Here is an 18,206-nt window from a genome sequence, read left to right on the forward strand (position 1 = left end):
ATGGGTAACGAAACGATACAGCAGTGCAGCGGTTGTGGGGTTAAGCTGCAAACGGACAAGCCAGCAGAGCTCGGCTATTTGCCGCAGCAAGCATTGGAGCGGACGCCAGTTATTTGCCAGCGCTGTTTCCGTATCAAAAACTATAATGAAGCAATGAGCGTAACGATGAACAATGATGATTTCCTTCGTATGCTGAGCCGAATTGGGCAAGAGGATGCAGTTGTCATTCACATCGTTGATTTGTTCGATTTCGATGGAAGCTTAATTTCGGGTTTGCAGCGTTTCGTAGGGAATAATCCTGTGCTGCTCGTTGTTAACAAAATTGATTTGCTGCCGAAGTCAACGAACTGGAACCGTTTGACGAACTGGGTACAGCGTCAAGCAAAAGAGCATGGCATTCGTATTGTGGACGTTATTTTAGTAAGTGCGAAGCGCAATCTAGGTTTCGAACGCTTGTTGGATCAGGTGGGTAACTATCGGGGCAATCGTGACGTGTATGTGGTTGGTGCAACGAATGTAGGTAAGTCTACACTTATTAACCGCCTTATTAACGATTACAGCGATATGGAACGAGAATTGACTACGTCCCGTTATCCAGGGACAACGTTGGATATGGTGAACATCCCATTGGATGATGGCAAGCATATCGTGGATACACCAGGTATCGTTTATTCGCACCGTTTGACAGAGCTAGTGGCTAGAGAAGACCTTGGAACGTTGCTGCCGGACAAGGAGCTTAAGCCGAAAGTGTATCAATTGAATGATGGCCAAACGTTATTCTTCGGTGCTTTTGCTCGCATGGACTTTGTGGAAGGGGAACGTCAATCCTTCACGTGCTACGTATCCAATGCAATGCCAATCCATCGTACAAAGCTGGATCGTGCAGATGAATTGTACGAGCAGCACGCGGGTGATATGCTTGCTCCGCCAACGAAGGAACGTCTTGCTGATATTCCGGCATGGACGAAGCACCAGCTTCGAATTAATCGTGGCAGTGCGACAGATGTATTTGTATCTGGCTTAGGCTGGATTCGCTGTAACGGCAAAGAAGGTGCGATTATAAACATCCACGTACCTAAAGGAGTTAAGGTCATTACACGACCTGCACTAATCTAAAATAGCACTCCCGATATCGCAACCAGACACACGATTCAATTCGGGTGAAGGAGTTGGAGATAAAGATGGTAACGCCGACTGTGGTGAGTACTGTTAGCACATTCCTTATATCGAGCAACACGCAGCTGCTTGCCGTTATAGGAGATCCGATAAGACAGTCCAAATCACCGCTTATGCACAACGCTGCTTTGCAGGCTTGCCATTGGGATGGTGTATACACTGCTTTTCAAGTGCCTTCGGAGCAATTGGAGCAAGCCATTGCCGGTATGCGCGCTTTAGGAATCAAGGGAATGAACGTTACGATTCCTCATAAAGAGCAAGTCATACACTATCTGGACCAACTGGATGAGAGTGCAAGCGCAAGCGGAGCGGTTAATACAATTGTGAATGACAACGGGACATTAATCGGTTACAATACGGACGGACTTGGATATGTGCGATCGTTAAAGGAAGAGTCTGGTGTTGATGTATCTTCTGCCTCGATCCTTATTATCGGTGCAGGGGGAGCGGCACGCGGAATCGCCTATGCGCTGTTGAGAGAAGGCTGTCACAAGTTGTATGTAGCTAATCGAACGCAGGATCGAGCGATTCAGCTTGCTGAGGACTTAGCGAAGTTTGGGACCGTGTTCCCCATTGGCATCGACGAAGGGATTCCAGATTTACATCCAGACGAAGTAAATGTGGTCATTCAGACAACTTCAGTTGGTATGCATCCGAATGTGGATGAATCCCCCGTTGCAGGCTCATGGCTTAGACAGCATATGGTTGTGAGTGACATTATTTACAATCCGCTTCGCACCAAGTTGCTTCAATCAGCAGAACAGCTAGGAGCAACGGTTCATGAAGGCTTAGGTATGTTTGTGTATCAGGGAGCCATTGCATTTGAGCTGTGGACGCAGCAGCCAGCTCCGACGGCATTGATGAGACAGACCGTCTATGATACGCTGGGCAAATGATTTGACTCGTATCTAAATATGGTATAAAGATGAAGGTTGTCCCATTTAGGACAGCCTTCTTACAGTGAGTATACGAAATATAGCTTGCTGTTCAACGTTTTCATTTCGTAAAGAGTGGATAATCACGTGCGGAATGAAGGCATAGCTTATCCTAGTTTGTAGGATAAGGAGTATATTAGGCAGTGACAACAGGAAGGATGAATAACATTCATGTTAACAGGTAAACAAAAGCGCTATTTGCGTTCTCTAGCTCATAATCTACAACCTATTTTTCAAGTTGGTAAAGGCGGCGTAAACGATCAGCTTATTCGCCATATTGAAGAAGCAATTGAAACGCGTGAACTTATTAAAATTTCGATCTTAAATAACTGCTTGGAAGATCGCTTCGAGATTGGTGACGAGTTGTCCAAACAATCTGGTGCAGAACTTGTACAAGTTATCGGCAAGACGATTGTATTGTACAAGGAGTCTAAGGATAAGAAGCAAATTGAATTGCCTAAGTCCAAATAATTAGACAAAACACGTTAATTGTGTGAAATAGAATGGAAAAGCTAGGGGGCTTGGTGATGCAGGTTGCCGCAAAGCGTATTGGAATTATGGGAGGAACATTTGACCCGATTCATCTCGGTCATTTGCTTGCAGCGGAAGCAGCCTACGAGGCAGCGGGGCTGGATGAAGTATGGTTTATGCCGACGCATGTTCCACCTCACAAGACGAGGCAGCCTGAAGCAAGCCAAGAGTATCGTTTGCAGATGGTCGAGCTCGCTGTCGCCTCTGTCGATCATTTTCATGCTAGTACATGGGAATTAGAACAAGGCGGCGTTTCGTATACATGGGATACGGTGCAAGGGCTACAGGCCCAATATCCAAATGTGAACTGGTACTGGATCATCGGCGGCGATATGGTGGATTATTTGCCTAGATGGCATGCCATTGAGGAATTGATGAGTACGATCCACTTCATTGGCCTACAAAGGCCTGGATCATCATGGACGATTGAAGCGCTACCGCCAGCATGGCAGCAGCGAATCATTGAAGTGGCTATGCCTCAACTTGATATTTCCTCAACGAATATTCGTAAGCGTCGCAAAGAAGGAAGGTCCATTCGCTTCCTCGTACCGGATACGGTGGAGCAATACGTGAAGAGGTGGGAATTGTATGAAACTGACTCGCGATGAGCTGATGGAAGCGGTTCGTTCCCAGATGCCGGCTTCTAGGTGGAATCATACAGCTGGAGTGATGACAACCGCTGTACAGCTTGCTGAACAATACGGAGTAGATCCGGTTAAGGCGGACTTGGCAGCACTGCTGCATGATGTAGCCAAATACTGGCCCACGTCCAAAATGGAACAGGTTATTCGTGAGCAGCAGCAGCCGAGCGATCTCCTTCATCATGATAAAGTATTGTGGCATGCTCCGGTGGGAGCGGTTGTTGCGGAGCGTGATTACGGTGTGGCCGATGTGGAAATATTGGATGCCATCCGATACCATACTTCTGGACGTGTGCAGATGACGATGTTGGATAAAGTGATTTGTCTAGCTGACTACATGGAACCAGGACGTAATTTTCCAGGTGTGGATCGGATTCGTGAGCTGTCGAAGCAGAGCTTGGAGAAGGCGCTGCTTGCTGGATTGGACAGCACGATTTCGTTCCTGCTCGAGAAGGGAGCGCGTATTTATCCGCTAACGATAGATGCACGCAATGCCTTAATAGAAGAAATTCAAGCAGGCGCTGCCGTGAACTAATGGTGTAATGCCTCAAGGTATGAGCCGCAGAGGACGCGCCAACGGGGAATAGCGTTTGTACAAAAAATATAGAATGAAAGTAATTACCAGGAGGCTAACTAATGAATTTGACAATTGAACAATTGCTTGAAAAAACAGTACATGCTGCAGAAGATAAGAAAGCGATGGATATCGTCGCGCTAGATTTGAAAGGAATTTCTTTGATCGCGGATTATTTCGTAATTTGTCATGGTAATTCCGATACACAAGTACAAGCGATTACGAACGAAATTCGTAAAACGGCACATGAAGCAGGAGTAGCTGTTCGTGGTACAGAAGGGCTTAATTCTGCTCGCTGGGTACTTGTGGATCTTGGAGATATTGTTGTACACGTATTCCATCGTGAGGAACGCGAATTCTACAACTTGGAGAAGTTGTGGTCTGATGCGAAAGTTGTGGAGCTAGCATGACATTAACAGCTGGTACGATTCAACGATTGCGTGTGGCACGAGAAGTGTCCCCATTCGGTTATTTTTTAACGGATGAAGAGCATGACGTTATTTTGCACTATACTGAATTAACGCGCGAGATTCATATTGAAGAAGAGCTGGATGTGTTCCTTTTCTTCGATACTGAAGATCGTCTTGCATCAACGATGAAGCGCCCTGCGTTAACTTTAAACGAAGTTGGCTTGGTGAAAGTGGCTGATCATACTCGTTATGGATATTTCCTTGAGATCGGCATCGGTAGACAATTGTTGCTGCCGAAGTTTGAGCTTCCTGATTTTGAGCCGCTTTATCCTGAAGTGGGCGATTCGGTTTATGTGAAGATGATTCATGATAAATATGGCCGCTTAATGGCTAAGCTTGCTACTGAGGAAGATTTGGCACCATTGGTGTTCCATGCGCCTACAACTTGGATGAATACGTGGCAAGATGCGATTGTGTATCGTGCTTTGAAAATGGGAACATTTTTCGTCATTCAAGGTGGATTGCTTGGATTCGGTGCGATCGGACTTCTCCATCAATCTCAACGTCCAACGGCGCTTCGAATTGGCGAACGTGTTCGCGTCCGTATTTCTCATGTGCGTGAGGACGGTCGTGTAAATGTAACGTTGGCGGAGCGCAAAGAAGTTGGCATGGATCAAGATGCAGAGAAGCTGTACAAGCTGATCAAAGAACGTTCCAATGGGGCAATGCCTTATTCTGACGAGACTCCAGCAGATGTCGTTAAGCAGCGTTTCAACACGAGTAAGTCATCCTTCAAGCGTGCAATGGGTCGTTTGATGAAGGCTGGACTTATCGTGCAAGAAGGCAGCTGGACGAAGCTGACAGAGAGCGGAGAAGCTACGAGCATTGAAGACGCGATGCATATGCTAAGCATGATGCCATCGCAGCCTAAGCGCCCTGCTCCTGCTTCGCAAGCTCCTCGTGGCAAGGCAGGTCAAGGTGGCGCTCCACGTAAGCCGTTTGCTTCTGATCGAGCGCAGCAAGGCGAGCGTGGTCAACGCAGTGGCAGTACGAAGCCAAGCGACAGGCAGCATCGTGCAGGAGCTGGCACAGGACACGGAGCGAATTCTTCCTTCGGTCAACAGCGTTCTGCATCAAGACCTTCTCCGTCTACCAATCGTTCGGCATGGGCGGATCAAAATAAGCCTAAGTCAGATCGTTAAGCGCGAGGCTAGCGCTAACCGCTAACGATTGGAGGGGAGCAGCATGAACGCTTACGAATCATTTGCACTTGTCTACGATCGGCTGATGGCCGATATGCCGTATGACGAGTGGCAGCGAATGGCGAAGGAAGCGCTTGAGCGCTATCAGATACGTCCCACACGAATCGTAGATCTAGGTTGTGGTACAGGCTCACTTACTCTTCCGCTTGCCAAAGAGGCGGCTGAGGTCATCGGAATCGATCTTTCAGAGACGATGTTAACGATGGCTCGTGAAAAGTCGGATGCACACGGACGTGTGGGGGATAAGATTCAATGGGTATGTCAAGATATGCGTTCGTGGTCTATTCCTGAGCCTGCCGATGCTGTTTTTTCTTTTTGCGACTGCATCAACTACATCACAGAGCTCGATGATGTAAGGTCAGTATTTGAGCATACAGCGAGAAATTTGCGTTCTGGCGGGTTGTTCATGTTCGATATGCACCATGCACGTCAATTTGAACAATATGAGCAGGAACAGCCGTTTACACTCGATGAGCAGGACATAGCTTATATGTGGCACTGTGACTATGATAGGGAGCAGCAACTCATTGAGCATGACCTAGCTATTTTCGTTCAGGATGAGGGTAGTGACCGTTATCATCGAATTGATGAGGTTCACGTTCAACGCGCCTATGACACAGAGACAGTGATCGAAATGCTAAAGGATGCAGGCTTCGGTCAAATTGAAGTGTTTGCAGACTTCGCGTGGCAATCGGCTAATGAAGAGAGCATGAGGTTGTTCTTTACAGCTGTGCGTCTGTAAGTAACGGCTATTAGAAACCGTCAATATGGTTTCTTTTCTTTAATTGTTGCAGATTTTCTTTTGGTGTAGTGTAATAAGGTAAAAGCCCGGCTCAGATGCCGGGCTTTTTTGCATAGCTAATAGTACCATTGAATTATAACAACTAGAACGTTTGCTCAATTTCACAGATTTCATAAATCTATTCCATTGTAGTGATAAGGTGTTCAGGTGTAAACAAAGGAGTATCTTTCCAAAGATCGAATAGGTTAAGTGATGAAACTAAGCCAAGTCAAGTGGGACGAGGTGCGCTGCCCAGTGATATTTATACGACATGAGCGTCCATTTTCTTGTGAGGTCTAATCACTCAGATAGCAAGGTTGTAAATGTTCTTAACGTAAACAAACAGAGGTGACGAGGCAGTGGACAAAAAAATACAAGAACTAATTGATTTAACAAATGAGAAATTTGGATTAGGGAACTATCGTTTAGAACGATATAGCCTTTATCGAAAAGTAAATATGTTCAACGATACCGTATACACATTAAGCATGGAATGGTTTCCTAAACATGTTACTAAACAAGAGGATGATGATTCCAACCCGGAAGGTACAGCAGTTATTGAGATAAATGTTCATGATCGTAAGGTTTTGAGTGCCATTTTTGTCAGAGGGAAGACCTACGCAACAGATGGGGTTATGTTCGATGATGTGAGTTGCAATACTATTATTAAATGGATTGAAGATGAAACAGGGCTAGTGTATGGGGAACAATTTCAATTGCATAAAGAAGAAGAATTGGATTTCCACTTCAAAGAATGTATCCATGGCGTTGCTGTTTCCCCATCGGGGTCGATTCAAGTAACATGTAACGAGGAAGGAAAACTAGTCTTTTTCTCTGTGCACGGGCAATTTCCTCCTAAAGCAATGATTAGAGAAGAGTCGTATACCCTTTCACTTGATAAAATAAAGCATTTGGCAATGGAACAATTGAAATTGATTGAATTTCCCTCTATAACAGAGGAAACATTAGTTCCTGTTTATGCGATAGAAGAGATTTTTGTCCAGAATGATGGAAAGACAACGATTCCATTTGAAGTTTTTTCGGATACAAGGTCTTATTTGAAAATAGACAAGACTTTGTGCTGGGATGATCCGATTGATACACCATTTGAGAGGCAAGAAGTTAGTTGGATGGAAGAAGTAACATGGGAACAAGCATTATTAAGTGAACCAAGTCCTGATTCATTTCCAATCACAGCAGAAGAGCAGGCGAAATGTTTAGTGGCAGTAAAGGACTTATTACGACAGCAATATCCAAATGATTCAGAACAATGGATGGTCAAAACGTTGCATCGTGATCAAGGGCATATCTATGCAATTTTAAAAATGAATAATCAGGTGAAGCGTGTATTTCAAAGGAAATTAATGATTATAATTGATTCACAGAGCTATCGAGCGGTAAATTACATGGATAACGAACCGATGCTAGACATTTTCGGCCAATTTAAAGTAGCTAATAAAGTATCGATCACAAAAGAAGAAGCATTTACTAACATATTAGAATGGTTTGAACTTACACCTTGCTATGTCTATGACTTTGAACAAAAACAATATATCTTATATGCAAAATTAGACTGTCAATACGCCGTGAATGCTGGTAGCGGGGAAGTCGTTTCATTAGATGCTTTGTAGGCGAGAGGTAGAGTAACGGCAGCCTAATCGTGTCATACATTGACAATGTTCGCTTTTTTTCATATGATAAATTTAATTATCGAACAACGGCTGAACAATGGAATACATGGATGACGGTGAAGAGGAATAGTAGCTAGCTGAGAGTACTTCAGAGAGCCGGCGGAAGGTGCGAGCCGGTGTGCACAGTAGGGAACTCACCTCGGAGTCATGCGACTAACGAATTGACCTGTTCTGCATTTGCAGAGCTGGCAGCTAGGTCGCAGCGTGATGCTCGCGTTAAGAGCATACAAGTGAGCAGCAGACAAAGCATGTCTGACGCTAACTAGGGTGGTACCGCGGGAATATATAACCTCTCGTCCCTAGCGATTGACGCTAGGGATGGGAGGTTTTTTTGCTGGTTTGAGCAATGATCCGGCCGCTTCATTCATGTGAAACCTTACAAGACCGTTGGAGGAGGCAAAGTATCAATGAGTACAGAACAACAGAAGGTTGGTTATCAACCACAGCAACTTGAGCCGAAGTGGCAGAAATACTGGGACGAGCATAAGACTTTCGCTACATCGGATAACGATGATTTGCCGAAGTTTTATGCACTAGACATGTTCCCATACCCTTCCGGTTCGGGCCTCCATGTAGGTCATCCAGAAGGCTACACGGCTACAGATATTATTTCCCGCTTTAAGCGTATGCGCGGATACAATGTTCTTCATCCGATGGGATGGGATGCATTCGGTCTTCCTGCGGAGCAGCATGCTCTGGACACAGGTGAGCATCCACGTGATATAACGGTAAAGAACATTAACAATTTCCGTCGTCAAATTAAGTCTCTTGGCTTCTCTTACGATTGGGATCGTGAGATTAGCACAACAGATCCAGAATACTACAAGTGGACACAGTGGATTTTTATCCAATTGTATAATAAAGGTCTTGCTTACGTAGACGAAGTGGCAGTTAACTGGTGTCCTGCATTGGGCACGGTACTTGCGAATGAGGAAGTTATCGATGGCTTGTCTGAGCGTGGTAACCACCCGGTTGTTCGTAAACCGATGCGTCAATGGGTTTTGAAAATTACCGAGTATGCAGAGCGTTTGCTTGAAGATTTGGAAGAGTTGGATTGGCCAGAAAGCATCAAAGATATGCAGCGTCACTGGGTAGGTAAGTCAACAGGTGCGGAAGTTCGCTTCGCGATTGACGGGCACCAGGATGAAGCGCTTGTTGTGTTTACAACTCGTCCTGATACATTGTTCGGTGCGACATACTGCGTATTGGCTCCAGAGCATGCATTGGTGGAGAAGCTTACGACAGACGCACAGCGTGAAGCTGTGAAAGCTTATCAAGAACAAGCTGCTCGTAAGAGCGACCTTGAGCGTACAGACTTGGCAAAAGAAAAGTCCGGCGTATTTACAGGTGCATATGCGATTAACCCTGTAAACGGAGCTCAAGCACCGATTTGGATTGCTGACTATGTATTGGCTGGCTATGGTACAGGTGCAATTATGGCTGTTCCAGGTCACGATGAGCGTGATTGGGAATTCGCGAAGCAATTCGAGCTACCGATTATCGAAGTTGTATCCGGTGGCGATGTGACGAAGGAAGCATACGCAGGTGACGGAGCTCATGTTAACTCTGACTTCTTGAACGGTCTTGAGAACGAAGCGGCAATCGCACGTATGATCGAATGGTTGCAAGAAAAAGGCGTAGGTCAAGGTAAAGTAACGTACCGTCTGCGTGACTGGTTGTTTAGCCGTCAGCGTTATTGGGGAGAGCCAATTCCGATCATCCATCTAGAAGATGGCACAATGAAGACAGTTCCTGAATCGGAGCTTCCGCTTATGCTGCCGGATGTAGATCAAATTCGTCCTTCTGGTACAGGCGAGTCACCACTTGCAAATGTAACCGATTGGGTAGAGACGATTGATCCTGAGACAGGCATGAAAGCACGTCGTGAGACAAATACGATGCCGCAATGGGCAGGCAGCTGCTGGTACTACCTACGCTTCATTGATCCGAAGAACAATGATGAGATTTGTTCCAAAGAAAAACAAAGCAAATGGTTGCCTGTAGACTTGTACATTGGTGGAGCTGAGCATGCGGTACTTCACTTGCTCTATGCTCGCTTCTGGCACAAAGTATTGTACGATATCGGTGTAGTTGAAACGAAGGAGCCATTCTACAAGCTCGTTAACCAAGGTATGATTCTTGGTACGAACGGTGAGAAGATGTCCAAGTCTCGCGGAAATGTCATCAATCCTGATGAAATTGTGAACGAGTATGGTGCAGATACACTTCGTATGTATGAAATGTTCATGGGTCCTTTGGAAGCAACAAAGCCTTGGAATACAAATGGTGTTGAAGGTATGTACCGCTTCTTGAGCCGTATTTGGCGCTTGTTCATTACGGAGGACAATCAATTGAATCCGAAAATTGTAGATGAGCAAGGTGACGATGCATTCGTTCGCGTATGGCACAAAACAGTTAAAAAAGTAACAGAAGACACAGAGGCATTGCGTTTCAATACAGCAATTAGCCAAATGATGATCTTCATCAATGATGCTTATAAGCAAGAAACATTGCCACGCAAAGCAATGGAGAACTTTATTCAATTGTTGTCTCCTTTGGCACCGCATATCGCGGAAGAGCTATGGGAGCGTATGGGCTTCAATGGTACGATCTCGTATGTGGCATGGCCGACGTATGATGAGCGTCTTACGGTTGATGCAGAAGTTGAGATCGTTGTTCAAGTGAACGGCAAGATCGTTGAGCGTCTAAAAGTAGCTGCAGACGCGGATGAAGCCACTACACAAGAAACAGCGATGCAGTCTGCGAATGTCCAAGCCGCAATTGCGGGCAAGACAGTACGCAAAGTGATCGCTGTTAAAGGTCGCCTAGTTAATATCGTAGTTGGCTAATGTTAAGTGTTAGGTCTCTGACCATGACGTTTTTACTTTTTCCAAGTCCTCTTGGAATTTGCCATGTGTAACATCAATAAGTTGATGGAATACACCATCTAACTTATGCTGTAGCAAGTGCAGTGCTTCGGCGGTTATGCCGCCGGGTACTGCAACTCGCTGCTGCAGCTGTTCAGGCGTCAATTTCCCTTCGGTTAAAAGCTTGCCGGTACCAAGTACCATTTCGCAAGCCAACCTCGTAGCCTCAGAATAATCAATTCCTGTACGTTCTACCGCTGCATCAATCCATTTCTGTACAAATAACGCTAAAAATGCGGGTCCACAACTGCAAATATCACTTGTAATTCGTGTGTGCTGCTCCGATATGACAATCGGCTGGCTAATCGATATCATCAACTGCTCCAGCAGCAACCGATCTTCTGTCCCAATACGGGAACCATACATACAGATGGAAGCACCACTCTGTACATAATTTGCAATACTCGGAATAATTTTTGCTACTTTGCAAGACAGGCTGCTCTCTAACTGCTCGATCAGTATCGGGCTAGTGATGGAAACAACGAGTTGATCCGGTGTGACAACTTTGGCAATCTCGTTCACCACATTTTTGAACTCAAGCGGCTTCACACATATAAATACGATATGACTAAGTCGCGTCGTTTCTGCTACATTTGCAGTAGCATGCAGTCCCGGATACTTTTCGGCTAAACGCTGTGCCTTCGCGATTGTGCGATTTGTTACGACAACTTGCTTTGACTCCAATACGCCCGATTGTATAAAGGCTTCGATTAATATAGAGCCCATGCTGCCCGTTCCTATGAATCCGACCTTCACGTGGACGTCCTCCCTTCTTTCGACCGTACACGGGCCGTTATGCAACGCTTTAAATCACTATATGAACGACTAGTTGACCACTATACCGCATCAATAATATTGGGGGAATGTTTATGTCTGCTAATCGCAAGCAGGCTTCACTTGTATCTTGGATGATTGTCGTAATGGTTGGTGTTATTGGTATCGTCTTATTTGCTTTTATGTGGCTTCGTCCTCAGCTTGGAGGTGCGACAGAGGGATGGAAACCCATCAATAATCAAGTGTCTCAACTGCTGGAGACTGAGAGCAGTACTTCGTCTGACCGTGAACCTAACAAAAGAGAAGTTAATCTTCCTACTAGCGATCCGAATAAAGCTGCGCAAGTAAATGAGAACAGAAACAGCAGCTCGAAGGGGGTGGGAGGGGATCGGCAGCAAGGAGATAAACGCAATGAACAAACAGACACGAATAATCAAGCTCAAGTAACGAATTCGCACACAACGAAGCAACCGCACAATCAGCATGAAGCAAGTGAAGGCCTTACTAAAGAAAATAAAAAAATAGCTGCAGCAGCATCGAATACGAACAATGTTCCTACTAATGCGACTGAGATAGCAGCAGAACAGCAGAGCCAGCTTATTTCTTTAAATCGTGCAAATGAGCAGCAGCTTGACGAGCTGCCAGGCGTTGGTCCCTCCAAAGCTAAAGCAATTGTTGCTTATCGCGAGCAGCATGGAAAGTTTAACTCAATTGAAGAGGTAATGAAGGTTAAAGGTATTGGTCCTAAAATGTTTAAGAAGATGAAAGACAAGCTTACAGTGGACTAAATTGTGTGTTGCGAGAAGTTGCGGGTTGACTGTAAACGCTGCAAATCCATTTCTTTTATATGACAGAAGAGGTTGCATCTCTTAATCCGCCATTTTAAAATAGGATGTAATTCAAACATAGTGTGGGTAGAGAAGGGGTAACATCATGACGGCAACGAAACGCAAAGATTGGGATACGTATTTTATGGATATCGCATATATGGTTTCTACACGGTCTCGCTGCCCGCGCAGACATGTTGGTGCAGTGCTTGTCCAAGGCAAGAAATTGCTTGGGACGGCTTATAATGGGGCACCTATGGGGGTGCCAGATTGCAGTGAGGAAGGGTGTATGATTGTAGAGCAGTATGAGGTTGTGCATCAAGCGGATGGCAGTGAGGAAATGGTGAAGAAGCAGCGCTGTATTCGTACGATTCACGCGGAGCAAAATTTGCTATTGTTTACTGACCGTATCGACCGTGAAGGCTCTACTGTCTATGTAACGGATCAACCTTGCTGGACATGTGCGAATATGCTAACGAATAGTGGTGTGACGGAGATTGTGTTCCATCGCCCTTATTTAAAGGACACCGAGAAAGTTTCACGGATGATGGAGCAAAGAGGAATTGTATTCCGTCAGCTGTTGCAGTATGATCCCCCGCAGCAAGCGGTTGAGGAAATACAAAAAGAACATATGTAGGTTATGTTAAGGAAGAACCTTGCGGCCATTCGTAAATCGTTACATTTACGTAGTTGGCAGCAAGGTTTTTTTGTTTTCGCAAATCGTGATGAAGTTATTGAATTTGTACGGAAGGGAAGAGAAGGGGAGATGACTATCGAACGGCGACCTATCGTTACGGCTGCTTGCTGCTGGGTGTTTGGCATATATTTTGCGATTACGATGGCTTTTATGGATATCGTATGGAGTTTAATTGGGTTAGGTCTGTTGCTGCCGCTGCTGGACCGTTTCAGATGGCTGAGCTGGAGAATTGGCTGCTTATGTCTATTGGTTATGTTAGTATCAGCCAGCTATTATTGTTGGTATGACAATAGGCAGCTTTCGGAACTTCCGATGTTAGTGGATAGCCTGCATGATGATCGGCAGAGGGTAGAAGAAGCATGGAGTGGAACGATGAAAGGTACAATTGCTTCAGAAGTTGTGAGAGACGGAGATCGTGTACAATTTCGACTAAGAGTACGTTCTTTTAGCCATAATCAGAACCGGATAGAGCCTGCTTCTGAGCTCGTATTCGTGCAAATTAAGCTTTTAGAAGAGGTTGAATTGCAGAATTCTACTCTATGGAAGCGGGGCGCAAATATAAGCGTAGAAGGTGAGTTGAAGCTGCCTTCAGACGCAGACAACTTTGGGGTGTTTGAATATAGGAACTATTTGAGGCATCAGCATATTTATGGAGTTTTTCATGTTAAAGGAGCGCAGTCTGTACAAATAAATAATTCAGCAGACACGATGGACTGGGAGTGGTGGATGGGTGCCGTTGAACAGCTGCGACTGCACAGTGCTTCTCAGTTCGACGCATTGTTTCCTGTGGAACAGAGCAGTTATATGCAAGGACTAATATTAGGATTACGCAGTGATCTTGATCTGGAGTTGGAGCGTTCATTTTCTCAACTAGGATTAACTCACGTTCTAGCGATATCAGGTTTGCATGTTGCCGTATTTGTTGGCGGATGCTTGTATTTGCTTCGTTGGTTGAGATTGCCTAGGGAGTCGGCATTAACGGTAGTTATTGGTCTTATTCCTCTTTATGTTTTGTTCACAGGGGCTTCTCCATCTATTCTTCGTGCAGGCTTTATGTCCATACTTGTTCTCATTGGGCTTCGTCAAGGTTGGCTGCGTGATGGGCTTCATATTTTGTCTGCGGTATTGCTAATGATGCTGTTGTGGAATCCTTATTATGCGGTGGATGTGAGTTTTCAGCTATCCTTTGCTGTAACTGCTGGTCTTATCATTGGTGTACCCTTATTTACGAGACTCCTTCCTGCTAGCTGGCCAGCATGGCTGACTTCTTCTTTAGGCGTGTCCATTGTAGCTCAGGCCGTATCTTTCCCCTTAACCATTTATTATTTCAATCAAGTGTCGCTTCTATCGCTAGGCGTGAATGTAGTGCTGGTTCCATTCATAAGCTTGGTGATTCTTCCACTTGGTACAATCGTTTTGTTGGTGAGCTATTTGTACATGCCGTTAGCGGAGGGGCTTGCTGCTATAGTGCGAATCGGGAATGACTGGACATTTGCGCTGGTTCATTATTTGGCACAGTGGGAGGGGACGAGTGTTATTTGGCCGAAGCTCTCTGCAGCTTGGATAGTTGGATATTATGTATTATTATTTGTGCTGCTGAAGCTAGGTGCAAGTCTAAGACAAAGCCACACATACTGCAATGATTCTGCCCAACATAGGCTAGTAGAAAACGAAAATTTAATACCCGATACGATGCCGTTAGCGAACTTTATTGTTTTACAACCTGTTTCTCGGCGACCAATCTATGTTGGGCTTGTGTGTAGTATAAGTTTACTTTCTTCTTTACTTTATACTGGGTACCACGCAGGAAGGCCTGAGGAGACCGTAGTATCTTTTCTTAATGTGGGGCAAGGGGATAGCATTTTGTTACGCACAGCTTCTGGCCGCAATATCCTCATCGATGGAGGTGGAGAAATAAAGTTTGGTAAGGCAAAGGAAGCTTGGAAGCAGCGACGTGATCCGTATGAGGTAGGTGAGAAGCGGATTGTTCCTCTGTTGAAGCAGCGGGGAGTTCGGCATTTGGATGCGGTTGTTGTTACACACGGAGATGCTGACCATGCAGGTGGTTTGCGAGCGGTTCTTAAGCATATACCAGCAGATCGGCTAGTTATGAATGGAACGTGGAAATCTTCTTCCGTTATGCGTGAATTGTATAGTATTGCACTTGAGCGTCATATATCTATAATTGGATGGAAAACGGGAACAAGCTGGCAAGTGGATCGGGATACCCGAATTGATGTATGGCATCCATCTTCTTCAGACACGGCATCCAGTACGCAGCTTGACGTTGAAGAGGAGCAAAATGAATTCTCGTTAGTGCTGCTGCTGACATTAGGTGAAGGGAAGAGTAAGAGTACTTTCTTGCTTACTGGTGATATCGGGGCTGATGAAGAAATGATTTTACTAATGAATGATAAGGAGAGGGAACAGCAGGGGAGCCCATATCCCGAACGGATCGATGTGTTAAAGGTCGCGCATCATGGCAGTCGTTCCTCTACGATTCCAGAATGGGTAGATCGATGGAAGCCTAGAACATCTGTGATATCAGCAGGGAAAAACAATCTGTACGGTCATCCTCATCCGCAGGTGTTAAGAGAACTAGCGCGTGTAGACAGTGTTATATTTCGTACTGATCTTCATGGTGAGGTTCAATATAAGTCTACCAAGGAAGGTTTGAAGATGAGAATGAAACGTGATAGGATTGCACAGTAGAGACATTCATTTACAATAGAAGCTTGGCGGACTCATACATAATGGTAACTGTTATTTTCTATTTATTCCTGCTGCTTCTATTCAGGCCCAGTTATTGGGTAACAAAAAATAAAATCTGACTGCAACCATTTACGCTTACGCTGCGTCAATGGATATGCAAGAGAGGGGGGGCAAAGTGATAGAGCAAGGTCTCATACGAGCCGCTCAATCCGGTGATCGCGAGGCTCTAATCACCCTTTTGCGAGAAATAGAACCGTATGTGTATCGAACGGCTTATTACGTATTGAATCACAACGAGCAAGATGCCATGGACGCGTCCCAAGAGGCATTGATTCGTATATACTCTAAGATTAACTCTTATGAGGAGAAAGCTCAATTTAAGACATGGGTACAACGAATTGTAACGAATATTTGTATTGATAAATTCCGGCGTGCCCGTCCCACGGTCTCCATTGATGAGCATAATTTGGTGTTTCTCGGGGATCAAAGTGTGGAGAAAGAAGTGTTATCCGCCTATGCGGCTCAAGATATACGTGAGGCCATCGACCGCCTACCTGAGCACCATAGAACAGTCGTCGTTTTGCGGTACCTACAAGACTTCTCTTACAACGAGATTGCGGATAGTTTAGACATCCCATTGAATACCGTGAAGTCTTATCTATTCCGTGCGCGTCAACAATTGCAAACGATGCTACAAGATTATGAGAAAGGTGGTGTGCGAGGGTGAACTGTTCAGAGGTGATGGAAATGATGCAATTAAAGCTGGATGAGATGGAATACGACCATAGCCTGCTGACAGAACATATGCGCCGTTGTCCCGCCTGTGCCGAGATGTTTGAACGCTTGTCACGTCTACATCAACAATTAGTAGAGCTTCCCAAAGTGCAACCAGCTTACAGCTTGGTTGATGCTATATTGCCTCAACTAGATGAACTTGATCGAGTAACAGCACCTCAAGCCGAAGAAGATACGATAATAGCAGCAACTGTGCCGTTTATGCAATCGAATTCGCAGGAGGAAACATTAAGCAGGCCTAAGAACGTACATGGAAGTACAGCTCCAACCGTACGTACGAACAAGTGGTTCAAATGGAAAGCAATTAGCGGCGTTATTGCAGCAGGATTAGTAGTAGGACTGTTTGTTATTAATTATCAGCCCGTTTCGCAAGAGAGCGCAGACTTCAATGAACTTTCTCTTCACAAAAAAGAAGAAAAGGTTGCGAACTCGACTGATCCTTCCTCAGAGCAAGGATCGACAGAGGTTGGTGGTGAAGCTGCTGCTAATGAATCTAATCAAACGGACCCAAACCAAAATGGTAATGGAGATAGTCCGGGTCAAATCGACGCACAAGATGCAGTTGATCAAGAGCAGGAGAGCGGTGAATCTAATCGTGAGCAGATAGAGCAGCCTGGGACAAATGAAGATTCGTCGAAGCCGCTAACTACGAGCAGAATAAGTCCCGTTAAGCCAAAAGACAATGGAAGTGAACAGCCTTCTAGTAAGAACGACGGAAATAAAGGGAACCAGCCAAAGCCGAATCCCAAAACTGTGAAACCTGCAATCACTGAGACGCCAGATACGAAGCCTCAAGGTGATAAAGATAAACAACAGCCTCCAAAAGGAGGTCATGGGATTACAGATGGTGCAGGTGAGTCCGAAGGAAGGGATAAAAAAAGCATCGTCCCTGACGGTAAAGAAGCCTCTTTGTTTAGTGCATCGATTGACTCTCATTCGCCAGATAAAAGTTATACCGTACGTTGGATCAACGGGCAGCTTATGCTGTATCGATATGAGAACGAGAGTCCGGTGATTGTTCAGATTTTGGATTTTGCTGATACGCCTGAGCAGATAAAATGGAGTGAGGATAACAAGCAGATCACTGTTACAGCTTGGGTGCTTGATGGAAAGACCAAGGACGTTGTGTATCAAGTAGATAATAAAGGTCTTCATAAAGTTGATGCTCCAGCTAAGCCAAGTGAGGATCATGCTAAATCACCAACTTTGCCTCCAGTGGAGACAGAGCCAGAAGCTCCAACTCATGAGAGCCCTTCACCAGTGAATGGAGACACTCCAGCGACGGAGCCAGGTGGAGATCCGGCAGTTACCCCAGACCCTAATGCAGGTGCGGGTTCCAATCCGTAAATAGTTTCATTCATTGTCTTTCAATGATTGCTAAGAAGCAGCCTATCTAATTACAGTAGGCTGCTTTCTTGTCATTAGACATTTGTGTATGCGGCATTTCATTTATTTCAGATAGAAGTTGAAACA

The 18,206-nt window shown here is 45.2% G+C and carries 15 protein-coding genes, 1 pseudogene and 1 other annotated feature; of the genes and pseudogenes, 15 read left to right on the forward strand and 1 reads right to left on the reverse strand.

Features of this window, described 5'->3' with window-relative positions:
* From yqeH to leuS, 10 genes and pseudogenes are all read left to right on the forward strand, one after another.
* Positions 1-1,116 carry a ribosome biogenesis GTPase YqeH gene (gene yqeH / locus IFO66_RS12085; RefSeq protein WP_192025385.1) on the forward strand — a complete coding sequence of 372 codons (1,116 nt, stop codon included), beginning with the start codon at positions 1-3 and terminating at the stop codon, positions 1,114-1,116.
* A 65-nt stretch (positions 1,117-1,181) separates the two neighbouring features.
* Positions 1,182-2,072: a shikimate dehydrogenase gene (gene aroE, locus IFO66_RS12090; protein ID WP_192025386.1), complete on the forward strand. Its 891-nt coding sequence runs from the start codon at positions 1,182-1,184 to the stop codon at positions 2,070-2,072.
* A 210-nt stretch (positions 2,073-2,282) separates the two neighbouring features.
* A complete protein-coding gene (gene yhbY / locus IFO66_RS12095; RefSeq protein ID WP_028595919.1) occupies positions 2,283-2,582 on the forward strand; it encodes a ribosome assembly RNA-binding protein YhbY in 300 nt (99 codons plus the stop codon).
* A 56-nt stretch (positions 2,583-2,638) separates the two neighbouring features.
* On the forward strand, positions 2,639-3,250 hold the full coding sequence (locus tag IFO66_RS12100; RefSeq protein WP_192025387.1) for a nicotinate-nucleotide adenylyltransferase: 612 nt from the start codon (positions 2,639-2,641) through the stop codon (positions 3,248-3,250).
* The gene (gene yqeK / locus IFO66_RS12105) at positions 3,231-3,818 is read left to right on the forward strand and encodes a bis(5'-nucleosyl)-tetraphosphatase (symmetrical) YqeK (protein ID WP_192025388.1); all 588 of its coding nucleotides are present in this window, start codon (positions 3,231-3,233) and stop codon (positions 3,816-3,818) included. The genes IFO66_RS12100 and yqeK overlap by 20 nt, the downstream gene beginning before the upstream one ends.
* A 101-nt stretch (positions 3,819-3,919) precedes the next feature.
* A complete protein-coding gene (gene rsfS, locus IFO66_RS12110) occupies positions 3,920-4,267 on the forward strand; it encodes a ribosome silencing factor (RefSeq protein WP_192025389.1) in 348 nt (115 codons plus the stop codon).
* Positions 4,264-5,133, forward strand: a pseudogene (locus IFO66_RS12115) (CvfB family protein); the annotation flags it as partial. The gene rsfS and the pseudogene IFO66_RS12115, both read left to right, overlap by 4 nt.
* 379 nt (positions 5,134-5,512) lie before the next feature.
* Positions 5,513-6,271 (forward strand): class I SAM-dependent DNA methyltransferase, encoded by a 759-nt coding sequence (locus tag IFO66_RS12120; protein ID WP_192025391.1) that lies wholly within the window; start codon positions 5,513-5,515, stop codon positions 6,269-6,271.
* 398 nt (positions 6,272-6,669) lie between these two features.
* Complete coding sequence (locus IFO66_RS12125) at positions 6,670-7,941, forward strand: hypothetical protein (RefSeq protein WP_192025392.1); 1,272 nt, start codon at positions 6,670-6,672, stop codon at positions 7,939-7,941.
* Positions 7,942-8,048: 107 nt separating this feature from the next.
* Positions 8,049-8,305, forward strand: a binding site (T-box leader).
* Positions 8,306-8,408: 103 nt separating this feature from the next.
* Positions 8,409-10,850: a leucine--tRNA ligase gene (gene leuS, locus IFO66_RS12130; RefSeq protein ID WP_192025393.1), complete on the forward strand. Its 2,442-nt coding sequence runs from the start codon at positions 8,409-8,411 to the stop codon at positions 10,848-10,850.
* Positions 10,851-10,859: 9 nt separating this feature from the next.
* Here leuS and comER read toward each other — a convergent pair whose 3' ends face one another.
* Entirely contained in the window at positions 10,860-11,684 is an 825-nt protein-coding gene (gene comER / locus IFO66_RS12135) for a late competence protein ComER (protein ID WP_192025394.1), read from the reverse strand.
* A gap of 113 nt (positions 11,685-11,797) precedes the next feature.
* On the opposite strand from comER, the gene IFO66_RS12140 reads away from it, so the two are divergent.
* From IFO66_RS12140 to IFO66_RS12160, 5 genes are all read left to right on the forward strand, one after another.
* Positions 11,798-12,490 carry a ComEA family DNA-binding protein gene (locus IFO66_RS12140; protein WP_192025395.1) on the forward strand — a complete coding sequence of 231 codons (693 nt, stop codon included), beginning with the start codon at positions 11,798-11,800 and terminating at the stop codon, positions 12,488-12,490.
* Between the two features lie 145 nt (positions 12,491-12,635).
* The gene (locus IFO66_RS12145; RefSeq protein WP_192025396.1) at positions 12,636-13,166 is read left to right on the forward strand and encodes a deoxycytidylate deaminase; all 531 of its coding nucleotides are present in this window, start codon (positions 12,636-12,638) and stop codon (positions 13,164-13,166) included.
* 129 nt (positions 13,167-13,295) lie between these two features.
* Positions 13,296-15,938, forward strand: a complete 2,643-nt coding sequence (locus tag IFO66_RS12150; protein ID WP_192025397.1) for a DNA internalization-related competence protein ComEC/Rec2 — start codon at positions 13,296-13,298, stop codon at positions 15,936-15,938.
* A 175-nt stretch (positions 15,939-16,113) separates the two neighbouring features.
* Positions 16,114-16,665 (forward strand): RNA polymerase sigma factor, encoded by a 552-nt coding sequence (locus IFO66_RS12155; RefSeq protein ID WP_028595909.1) that lies wholly within the window; start codon positions 16,114-16,116, stop codon positions 16,663-16,665.
* Complete coding sequence (locus tag IFO66_RS12160; protein WP_192025398.1) at positions 16,662-18,080, forward strand: hypothetical protein; 1,419 nt, start codon at positions 16,662-16,664, stop codon at positions 18,078-18,080. Before IFO66_RS12155 ends, IFO66_RS12160 begins: the two co-directional genes overlap by 4 nt.
* The last annotated feature ends 126 nt before the right edge of the window (positions 18,081-18,206 follow it).

Source organism: Paenibacillus arenosi (assembly GCF_014841135.1).
GTDB lineage: Bacteria > Bacillota > Bacilli > Paenibacillales > Paenibacillaceae > Paenibacillus_B > Paenibacillus_B arenosi.